Here is a 1,221-nt window from a genome sequence, read left to right on the forward strand (position 1 = left end):
CTCCTATAACATAAAGAGCAGCAACTAAAATTAGTAACTGCTCTGGTATGAAACTTATTAAATTATCCATATCTTATTTTCCTCCAATTCTATTTATGATTTCATCAATTCTATGATGTGCTTGTTTTGTACTTGCTTCTACTTTTACAACTCTTTCACTAATATCTAGAAAGCTAGCATTAAATTTCGCTACATCATGCTTTATATCTCTTACATTCTCACACAGAAAAGTTATTTGTTGTTCTAACTTTGTAGTTGTTTCTGTTTCATCTTGTATTTTTTTGTTTGAATTATTTCTGAATGCTAAATAGGATATTATAACTCCTGCTACTGCACATAATATATTTATACTTATTTCTTCCATACATCCTCCTTATTTTTTGCACAAAAAAGAACTTAGAAGTATCTAAGCCCTTTTTATTTAATTCTATTATTATATAAACATCTATACTTTTTTAATATCTTTATTAATCCCAATAAGTATTCACCATACGAATATTATAAGAATAGACATCAGACTTCTTTCTTCCAGGCGAATTTGTATATCCTCCTTGTATAACAACTCTCACAGAATCATCTTCATAATTTAAGCTAAGAGTTCCATCTCCATCATAAAATATTCGATAACTATTCAAATCTTTAGTATCAGTTTTAACATATTTGACACTTTTATGAACACCTGTACTCATATCTCCTGGTGTAGTATAGTGAATAAAAGTAGCATCAACATAGATACAAGTACTTCTACGAGTAAATGATGAGGATGGATGATACATCCGAAAATCAACTGTAAAAGTACTTGGTGCTCCTCTATTATTCACTTTTGCAATATAAGGGTCTGTCAGTTTATTGCTAACACTTTCAAGTTGAGTAGTCAATGTACTTATAGTATTCTTAAAACCTGTAATATAGTTAACATACTCTTGAAATGTTTGCTCTGATGTAGCAGGAGAGCCGATAGCAGTTGCAATTAACTCTTTTCCACTATCGGCACTTTGAAAAGCCAAATCTGCTCTATCTATACATTCTTTTAATGCCCCTTCTACATTTTCACTAGTAAATTTATTTTCTGTATCTTCTATAGTTACTTTGTTTGCTTCTAGTACAATATTATTAACCTTTTTTACTAAATCATTGAAATTCAATTTAATCCACCTCTTTCTTAATTTATGGTTTTATTGTACCTAATTTTAAAACCATAAATGTCTGCAAAGTGTAGGA

General features: G+C 29.4%; 2 protein-coding genes. Both read right to left on the minus strand.

The genetic code is table 11. The features are described 5' to 3' along the window. Window positions 1-73: 73 nt before the first annotated feature. Window positions 74-364 carry a hypothetical protein gene (locus KGF50_RS21510; protein WP_227849949.1) on the minus strand — a complete coding sequence of 97 codons (291 nt, stop codon included), beginning with the start codon at window positions 362-364 and terminating at the stop codon, window positions 74-76. 103 nt (window positions 365-467) lie between these two features. After that, complete coding sequence (locus KGF50_RS21515) at window positions 468-1,145, minus strand: hypothetical protein (protein ID WP_227849950.1); 678 nt, start codon at window positions 1,143-1,145, stop codon at window positions 468-470. Window positions 1,146-1,221: the final 76 nt, after the last annotated feature.

The organism is Clostridioides sp. ZZV15-6598 (genome assembly GCF_020657705.1).
GTDB classification, from domain to species: domain Bacteria; phylum Bacillota; class Clostridia; order Peptostreptococcales; family Peptostreptococcaceae; genus Clostridioides; species Clostridioides difficile_F.